This is a genomic window from Sulfobacillus sp. TH-112, from assembly GCF_057473405.1.
In genome coordinates, this window is sequence record NZ_JBYCKN010000149.1 from 1 (window position 1) to 8,800 (window position 8,800).

General features: G+C 49.6%; 9 protein-coding genes. 6 read left to right on the top strand and 3 right to left on the bottom strand.

Going from position 1 to position 8,800, the window contains the following annotated elements; translation table 11 throughout:
* The coding region (locus ACOJWD_RS10670; RefSeq protein ID WP_486993215.1) for an ABC transporter substrate-binding protein at positions 1-700 on the top strand (700 nt) is incomplete at its 5' end.
* Positions 701-821: 121 nt separating this feature from the next.
* On the opposite strand, the gene ACOJWD_RS10675 is transcribed toward ACOJWD_RS10670, so the two are convergent.
* On the bottom strand, positions 822-1,193 hold the full coding sequence (locus tag ACOJWD_RS10675; protein WP_486993216.1) for a response regulator: 372 nt from the start codon (positions 1,191-1,193) through the stop codon (positions 822-824).
* Between the two features lie 184 nt (positions 1,194-1,377).
* Between ACOJWD_RS10675 and ACOJWD_RS10680 the strand changes: the two genes are divergently transcribed.
* Positions 1,378-2,223: a sensor histidine kinase gene (locus tag ACOJWD_RS10680; RefSeq protein WP_486993217.1), complete on the top strand. Its 846-nt coding sequence runs from the start codon at positions 1,378-1,380 to the stop codon at positions 2,221-2,223.
* A gap of 2 nt (positions 2,224-2,225) precedes the next feature.
* Here the strand turns inward: ACOJWD_RS10680 and ACOJWD_RS10685 are convergent, their stop codons facing one another.
* Both ACOJWD_RS10685 and ACOJWD_RS10690 read right to left on the bottom strand, forming a co-directional pair.
* Positions 2,226-2,915 carry a LuxR C-terminal-related transcriptional regulator gene (locus tag ACOJWD_RS10685; protein ID WP_486993218.1) on the bottom strand — a complete coding sequence of 230 codons (690 nt, stop codon included), beginning with the start codon at positions 2,913-2,915 and terminating at the stop codon, positions 2,226-2,228.
* Between the two features lie 79 nt (positions 2,916-2,994).
* Positions 2,995-4,314, bottom strand: coding sequence for a helix-turn-helix transcriptional regulator (locus ACOJWD_RS10690; protein WP_486993219.1), 1,320 nt, complete (start codon positions 4,312-4,314; stop codon positions 2,995-2,997).
* Between the two features lie 161 nt (positions 4,315-4,475).
* Here ACOJWD_RS10690 and ACOJWD_RS10695 point away from each other — a divergent pair, with 161 nt between their 5' ends.
* The 4 genes from ACOJWD_RS10695 (at position 4,476) to ACOJWD_RS10710 (ending at position 8,538) form a co-directional block, all read left to right on the top strand.
* Positions 4,476-4,706 (top strand): response regulator, encoded by a 231-nt coding sequence (locus ACOJWD_RS10695; protein WP_486993220.1) that lies wholly within the window; start codon positions 4,476-4,478, stop codon positions 4,704-4,706.
* Positions 4,707-4,727: 21 nt separating this feature from the next.
* Positions 4,728-5,138 carry a response regulator transcription factor gene (locus ACOJWD_RS10700; RefSeq protein WP_486993221.1) on the top strand — a complete coding sequence of 137 codons (411 nt, stop codon included), beginning with the start codon at positions 4,728-4,730 and terminating at the stop codon, positions 5,136-5,138.
* Between the two features lie 212 nt (positions 5,139-5,350).
* Positions 5,351-6,475 (top strand): sensor histidine kinase, encoded by a 1,125-nt coding sequence (locus ACOJWD_RS10705; protein WP_486993222.1) that lies wholly within the window; start codon positions 5,351-5,353, stop codon positions 6,473-6,475.
* Positions 6,476-6,780: 305 nt separating this feature from the next.
* Positions 6,781-8,538 (top strand): peptide ABC transporter substrate-binding protein, encoded by a 1,758-nt coding sequence (locus ACOJWD_RS10710; RefSeq protein WP_486993223.1) that lies wholly within the window; start codon positions 6,781-6,783, stop codon positions 8,536-8,538.
* Positions 8,539-8,800: the final 262 nt, after the last annotated feature.

An 8,800-nucleotide genomic window follows, 5' to 3' on the forward strand; every position in this document is an offset into this window, starting at 1 on the left:
TGATCAGTCGGCAATTATCCAGGGGATATACCACGGTGAGGGGGTTGTGGAAGATAGTCCCGTGCCCAGTGAACCGAAAACGAAGTTCTACGACCCAGCTTTGTCCTCGCCGCCTTATTCGTATAATATTCAAGCTGGCAAGGCACTTTTAGAAAAGCACGGTTGGTCACTCGTGGACGGCGTTATGACTAAGAATGGCGTAAAATTGGCGTTTCCCTTGATATACTCATCGGGGAGCTTAACGGTGGCGGATACGGTACAGTTGGTGAAAGCGGACTGGGCCAAAGAGGGAATTCAAGTGACCCTAGATGCCATGCCGTTTGATAACTTGGTGACCACGGATCACGGAAGTCCTAAAGGATGGGATGCGGCCTATTGGGGCGCTGGCTGGACCTATCAACCAGATTATTATCCCACTGGAGGAGAACTCTTTGAGACAGGGGCTGCGGCTAACGCGGGCGGATACAGTAGTGTGCAAATGAATCAACTGATTCAAGCCTCGTACGCGCCGGGAAGCGCCAGTCAACGAACCAAAGCCCTCGATGCGTATGAAGCATATGCTGCCAAGACCGTTCCTTATTTGTGGTTTCCTTGGATCGCCTCCCTCAATGAGAGCAGTACAGAAGTCGTGGGAGTGCAATCCACGTTTAATCCGGTCGAAGACCTACTGTCTCCAAATTATTGGACGATTAAGGAGTAAGGCAAGTACTCTGACCCGATTGAAGATAACGTGCGATGATGCCTGGTGGGGTGAATGTCACGCCACCAGGCGTTATTTTTCGTTGTGGCAGAAGGAATCCATAATTTTTACGAAGGGAGTATTACGCTTTTGAGAGTAGGGCTTTCCATGAGGACCGGCTGGATAGCGATTTTTTAAGAATAAAACGCACGCCCAACTCTTGGGCCAGCGGCATTAGTTCCAAGTCCACTCCCATAAAAATAATCCGTATATCCGGTAATCGTGCCCTCAACTGCTGCATCAGCTCAATTGCTGTCATATCGGGTAATAACATGTCGGTTAACACAAAGGAGGCATCAGGTAATTGGGGGTGTCTTAGAATCGATGTGCCATCGCGCAGTGGGATGATGCAATACCCCAACGCGGATAGCTCGGTTATCGCAAAGTCTAGAAACATGGCGGATGGATCCACGATGAACCCTGGGTTGTTTGGGGTGATGATGGTATCATCCACGAATGGTCAACTCCTGATGTGAGTGTGCCACAGCCTCGAGTGAGTTTCAATTCTACATTTAAAGGGAGGTGGTCCCGTACTTTACTAGGGACCTCCCCCTTTTTGGGAGACCGTGGATTCCGTAAATTCGAGGAGAAGTAACAAATATCGCGCGAAAGTCGGGATGATACTGGGGGGACGGGTAGTGAGAGACGCTAAGGGACCGTACGATAATACCACCGACCTCATGCAATCCATCAAGGAATGGTGCTACGCGGCACAATTGCCACTGATATCTCTTGAAACATCGGATGTCCAAGCGGACAATGGTGCGATGATATGGTGCCATGGGACGATTCGGGCGCATTTCAACCGGGAGATTAGTGCCACGGAGGGCCAGTTGCTTTCACTATTGGTTCTTGAACGGGAAAAAGCAATCAAAGATCAACAATTGCGTCGCGAATGGATTCACGAAATGGGCAATGCGTTATCTATCCTTGATGGACAATTACAGTTTCTATCGAATGACTTCTCTAAAGAGCGGTTTGCGGCCCTGGAACGCGCTCTCAATCACATGACCTATCTACTGCGAGCAGCAGGGAATTTCGGATCAGCGGACATTGATGACTGTGAGATGCGGACCATTCTGGAAGAAGTGGTACAGGACATTCAACCATTCATTAGCGAAAAGGATCTCGATGTGCGCATTTGTTGCGAAAGCGATCACATCGTGTGGTATCCAGGATATCTTCGACAAATTCTCATAAATTTGCTAAAAAATGCAATAGAGGCGGCTCCGGTGGGAAGCGTCATTCATCTTACCTATATCAAACACGCATCTTACGTTGAGGTTGTCGTTCAAAATCCGGATCTAGTGATAAGCGCGGATACGATGGCACAATTGTTTATGCCATATTTTTCGTCAAGCGGCAGTGCCAATCGTGGGCTGGGCCTTTCTCTGTCACGTAATTTAGCAGAATATGGGGAGGCCCGATTAGACTATGATCCAGAGCGTGGTTTCGTGCTTGGTATTCCTCGGCGTACGGGCTGAGGCTAGGGTTGGTTGTCGGCCTTAAGGTAGCCCTGCCCTTGCTGAAGATAGGTCAGGACGGCTTTGACGCGGGAATGTTCCGAGGAATTGGTGCTATGAATGTTGAGAGCGGCATAGAGACTGGTTAATTGACTTTCAATCGATTTTTCAGAAAGAAACAAAGCCTGCGCAATCGCGTTGTTATTATACCCCTCGGCCATGAGTCGCAAGATGTCTAGTTGGCGAGCACTCAGCCGAGAGATAGGGCTTTGCCTTTGCTGAACCATGGCTTGGATAAGGCTTGGATCGATTACGACCAAGCGGTGGGCGACGCCGTCGATGGCGCGTTCCAGAGTGGCGATGTCTCGACAAGAGTGCTTAAGAATATAGGCCGTTCCCGGAATTTCCTCTTCGGGGATGGTGGACAGAAGATCAGGTAGGACGTGATGCGAAAGCCAGATCAGCCCAATTTGCGGATACTTTTTGCGCAGATAGAGGCCGGTTTCAATGCCGTTATAGCCCTCTCCAAGACTGATGTCTAATAAGGCCACGTCGGGTCTTGGATCATGAGCCGCTAATTCAAGCGTGCTCTCCCCATTCGGATAGCTGCCGATGACCTCGATATGCGATAGGTGACTCAAACTTTTCACGAGCAAATCTCGAAACAGATGCTCATCTTCGACGATAAGAATCTTATATTTGGCCTCTGACATCATTTGGCCTCCTGTCGCGTGAATGCTTATTGACAACCGCTATTCGCGATATCTTTGGGATATCCTGCTAAACCTCGGCTCAATTGGCTTGTTCTTGGCGGTAGCCGCCAATGTGATCAATCAAATCGTGGCGATTTTTGGTTTCTGTCTTGCGATAAATATTTTTCAGGTGGGTTTTAAGGGTGTTGATTGAGATGTATAGCTCTTTAATAATCGCTTGATTGCTGTAGCCTTTAAGCAGTAGTTGGACAATCCGGCGTTCTTGTGGGGTGAGTCCCGAGGAATTAAAGAATGCTTCCGGCGTTCGAGAAGGTATCGGCCCCGCTACGGACTCCTTATGGGAATTTGTGTGATCGATCAGCATGGGAGACATGATGGTTACCAATAGGATGGATACCATAATCATTAACAGCGAAGGACGGGGACCGGTGAGAAGAGGAATGGTCCATCCGACGGCGATGGTGAGTGCAGTAATGGACGTATAAAAGGCCAGTGCGTCTAGTGACGTGGCATATTGGGATAAGAGACGTAATGACCACCATATGCTCAGGAGAGTGGCTCCACCCAACATAATCACTTGTAATCCCATCGAAAGGATGGCACTCTCGGGAACCATATATCCGAGCAGAGCAATGGTTAGAAATAGTGCTGCAAAGTAGGCGAGGAAGTGTTGGGGATGGCGGGATATCAATAGAACCGAAAGGGCCAGCGCTGAGGCGATGCCAAAGAAGAGCGATGTGGCCAGAGGCAGACGATGAATATCCCCCACCCATTCGGTTACGTCGCTGAGGCCCATCCCCATCACAAAAAACATGGCCAGGGCAGCCGCGGAGACTTTGTTCAGTTTGAGAGTCGGCGCGGTTGCGGGAGGGGTTTTGGATGATGGGCAGGCGGCGCCAACCAGGATGAGTGGCAGAAGACTCAAGATTAAGATTAGGCCTGAGGAATCCGGAAATGTTGTTGTTATAAACGAGAAGATTCCGGTGAAAAGAGCCATGCCCATCCATGACGAGAGGTACATGAATCGAGAACACGGCCCTGAGGCTATGAGCGATTGTAGCCAGAGATAGGCATAGGGGAGCACCGCCCATAATTCGATGCTGAGATGCCATACCGGAGAATGGACAGTCGTGGCGAGAACCAGGACCGAAAGAAGCCATGCCGGCGCAAGATAGCGGATGTTGATCCGAAAGTGTTCTAGTCGCGGCGTCTTTCGGGCAAAAAATGCCGCCAAAAAGAGCAAGCCAATTTGGGCTAATATTAGTGCTGTGGTGTAGCTTCGGGCAGGGATCGTGGCCATACGTGTCGCGTCGACGAGTAACCCTAAAAGCCACCCCATAAAGAATATGGTAGAGAACAATAACTGGTTTTTCGCTAGATATTGGCGAATAGTAGGCATTAATGACCGCCCTTTCATAGTGTCTCTGCGTCCGTCACCTCCACAGGTGACGTTTGTTGTCGCTCTTGGTAGAATTAAACGAGGGATCGAGTTATGGACAATAGAGAGAAATCCCCCCAATTCACCCGGGGGTTACACCATGGTGTTAAGGGGTGGCGGTCTTGAATGAGCATCTCCGTGTCGTTATTTTTGAAGATGAACCGCTCTATCGCGCGCTATTGATTGAGGCGTTAGACACGTATGAGGATCTCACCATTGTGGGGTCCTTTGATGGGTCGAACGATTCTCTGCATGAGGTCGTGGAACTGCAGCCAGACGTTGCACTACTGGATATTGAGCTTGGCGACGGAGACACTGGAGTGCAAATTGGTTTAAAAATTCGCCGGCAGTAATCTGATGTCGGGATAGTATTGTTGTCAAACTATGATGAGCCGGGACTATTGAAATCCTTGCCGCAGGATGAGGTGGCTGGCTGGTCGTATTTGTTAAAACGCTCTGTGGTCGACGTGGCCGTTCTCAGGAGAGCGATCGTTGGGGCAAAACACGGACTGGTGGTCTTAGATCCCTTGCTGGTGCAGGCGCTTTTACCGGTTCCGGGTACCGCGATGGGCGCCCTCACCTCACGGCAACGCGATATCATCGCGTTAATCGCCCAGGGGTATTCCAATGCCGCTATTGCCAGCCGTCTCGACCTCAGTCCCAAGTCAGTGGAAAACTATATCACCCAGGTATACCAAGTATTAGGCATTGATGCGTCGGAGCCTGGTATGCATCCGCGCGTGCGCGCCACGCTTTTATATTTGGAGGGCCATCGGCGATCCTAGCCGCATTTTTCACAGAAAATTCTCTCGACATAATATGATGGATTTAATCCTGGTTTTTGGTTATTCGAACAAAATATTGTCGACTAGGCAAGCAATGAATGTAACGCTGTCGCATCTGCACGGATGAATCTCTCATTGTTGCGAAGGAAAAAATCTCTGCCTTCGAGAAGTGCTCTGCCAATAAGTCAATACATGGGCAGGGATCTTGGAACATGTCGATATCGCATAGAGTGTGGAATGACATTATGAATCTCGCGTTGGGCACGTCGCATACAGCGTTGATACAGGTGTATCGAATTCACGAGTCGACTCAGAGTGCGGTACTGGTTGCTGAGTCTAATCCAACTGTCGTACCGCACGAAGTGGCAATGGATCACGACGTCTTTCGGGAACTATACCACCGCCATGAACCTTATCAAGGACCCATCCACCAGGCACTCATGGTGGAATCATCTTCAGGTGAGCCGCTCTCGCAGGGAGTCTGTTTGCCCATAATGCGAGGAGATAGGGTGTGGGGATTACTGGCTGCCTATTCCGGTGGGATCATCGATAAAGAACAAAGCGCCAGTCTCACACAGGTGGTTCAATTGCTAGAACACTTGCTAGCGGAAGACAAGAAACCGCATATCAGAGCATGGCGAGCTGTGGCCTCAACAAGGGGCTTTGAAGCCGAAGAGCGATTTCGCCGAGAAATCGCAGAAGAACTGCATGGTACCATACAGACGAAATTATTGCTCATTTCATTTAAGCTGGAGCGCCTCAAAGAGACAGGAGTACTTTTTAATCAGGAAGGGTTGACTCGTTACGAAGAAGTGCTTGATGAACTCGAAAATGTGCGCGAGCAGGACATTCGTATGTTAAGTCATCGTCTTCATCCGGGGTTAATTCGGGTAGGGCTACGTCCGGCCTTACAGCAGCTTCAGCAGGCCTTCCATCGTCATACGGTGGTGAACTTGCAGTGGGGATCTGAAATTGCCGCGTATGACCATCCCGTAGAAAATCGTATTGCGAGTCCATTACGACTGGTCGCGTATCGGGTTGTGGAAGAGAGCATTTTAAACGCTGTGCGCCATGGCCGGGCAAAAAATGTGGATGTCAAAATCTCTGTGGTTTCGGGGCAATGGCTGAGTATTGCAGTGTGTGATGATGGGAGCGGCTTCGAGTATGTCGGGGACGGATTCGGACTGACTCTCATGAGGGGGCGAGTGAAGGAGGTGCATGGCACCTTTTCGATGGTGTCCACTCCTGGAACGGGCTGCCAGGTAGAGGTCAGACTACCGCTGCCTCTGGGACCACAATTCGGTGCCTCGTCGCCACGAGAGCGCGTTCTCGCATAGGATGTACAGATGCGCATCCATCGCAAGAATTGTGATATCCCCAAAAAGTGCGTCACATCGCGCGAATACCCATTTTTCGTTCCCTGATCAGATGATCCGATATGCGAAAGTGTGAAATTTAAGGACGCGGTTCAACGCCTACTTTTCTAGGGAAAGAGGATTTTTCTGCATTTGCCTCGAATAACATCCTTTGACACGATATCGAAGTGAAGAGATAGAACAGAAGACGAGCTAGGCCGTCGGAACTGTCGGATCCGACGATCACCTGTCGTCTCGCGCAGTAGAATTGAAAGGGGTCGGAATTGATGAGAAAAGCGTATCTAGCGATGGCATCGACAGCAGTGCTGGCGAGCGTATTGGCGGGGTGTGGGGCAGGATCTTCAACGAACGCTGCGGCAGGGGCGAATACGGCAAAAACACCGCAATCGGGCGGAGTTGCCGTGTATGCATTGCAACCGCAAACATCACCTAATTGGTTCTTTCCGTTGCGTTCGCTTTCAGCGGATACCGTCGTTAATGCAGAGACCTCTTTTATGCTCTATAAGCCGCTTTTGTACTTTAATCAGGACGATAAGTTAGATTATCAGCATTCATTGGCGAGTTCGGTTACCTGGAACAAGAATGATACGGTGTATACGATAAAGCTAAATCCGAAGTGGCATTGGTCAAATGGGCGTCCTGTGACGGCCAGTGATGTGGTGTTTACCTGGGACATTATGAAGGCTGCATCCCTTTCTAATACGAACTATGCATGGACTTTTGCTGGACAAGGGTTTGGGGGGATTCCAGCAGACTGGAAAAGTGTTGTCGCTGATGGTACCGACACGGTCACGATCACCACGACTAGTCCACGCAATCCCCAGTGGTTTATTAGAAACGGCATCGACGAAATCATTCCGGTTCCGAAGTCGGTCTGGGATAAGTACCCCAGCAACATGACCGCAGAGATGGCATTTATTAACTCGGTAGGAAATTCACCCATGAATTCGGTCTATCACGTGGTCGACGGTCCCTATCAATTATCCGCGGTGCAACCCAATGATTATTGGGACTTTGTACCCAATGCGCATTATGACGGGCATAAATCCTATCTCAGTAAAGTGGTATTTCAGTATGAAACCTCCACATCCGCTCAATTCGCGGCGTTAAAAACGGGAACGGTGAACGTGGGCTATTTAGGGGTTTCCTTGCTGTCGTCACGCAATCAACTGACAAACGATACTATGACCGTGGCCTACCCCTTAGGATTTAACTACATCATGTTAAATCTGAATTCAGATGCCCCTGGGGGAACACATATTGGGAATGCGTTTCAGGAGTTGCCGGTACGACAGGCGCTGCAATATGGGGTGGACGAGGAAGGAATGATCAAGACAATCTTTCACGGCTATGGGACCATAGACGACGGTACTTTGGCTCCAGAACCGCCGACGGTGTATGATGACGCCGCTCTCAAAAATCAGCCGTATCCATATAACCTGAAACGAGGAAAGGAAATTTTGGAGCAGCATGGATGGCACGAAGTGGATGGGGTGATGACGAAGGGCGATATGAAGTTGATGTTCACGCTGGACTATGCATCAGGAAGTCAAAGCGGAGCGGACGAGATGCAACTTCTAAAAAGTGATTGGGCTCAAGAGGGGATTATTGTTAACCTCAACCAAGAGCCATTTGATACCGTCGCCAGCTATAGCCAGTTAGATTCATCCAAGTGGGCAGCAGCCTATTGGGGACAGGGGAATGAAGGTGGTTGGACTTATGGCAATCCGTATCCTTCGGGTGGTGGATTGTTTGCGACCGGTGGTGCCGAGAACGGCGGAGGGTATAGCAGCAACACCATGAATGCTCTTATTCAGAAGAGCTATGAGCCGGGAACGACGGCGCAAACGCTGACGGCGCTGTATAACTATGAAACCTATGCTGCCGATCAACTGCCTGGGGCTATCTTTGTTCCGTGGGAACCGCTATTTAATGTACATGCGAACGATATTCATGGCACGGTTTCAACATTTAATCCCATTGGAGATGTCATCTTTCCAAACTATTGGTGGATTAGTCGGTAAGCCAGATGGCGCAATGTCAGGTTTGATGACTAAAGGCTAACAGGCTTTTTAGAGGACCGCGAGTACTAAGTACTCGCGGTTCTTTCTGCCTAGGCGGCTATTCCCCATGGATGAGGGACGCCGCATAGCGGATTGCGCCAGGTTCTACATCGCATACAGGATGGCACCGTATCTTACGTGTTTGTAATGTGTTTGTATATTATCGAATAATATTTGTCAGAAATGTTGACAAAACTAACATATGAGGCATATATTATCACAA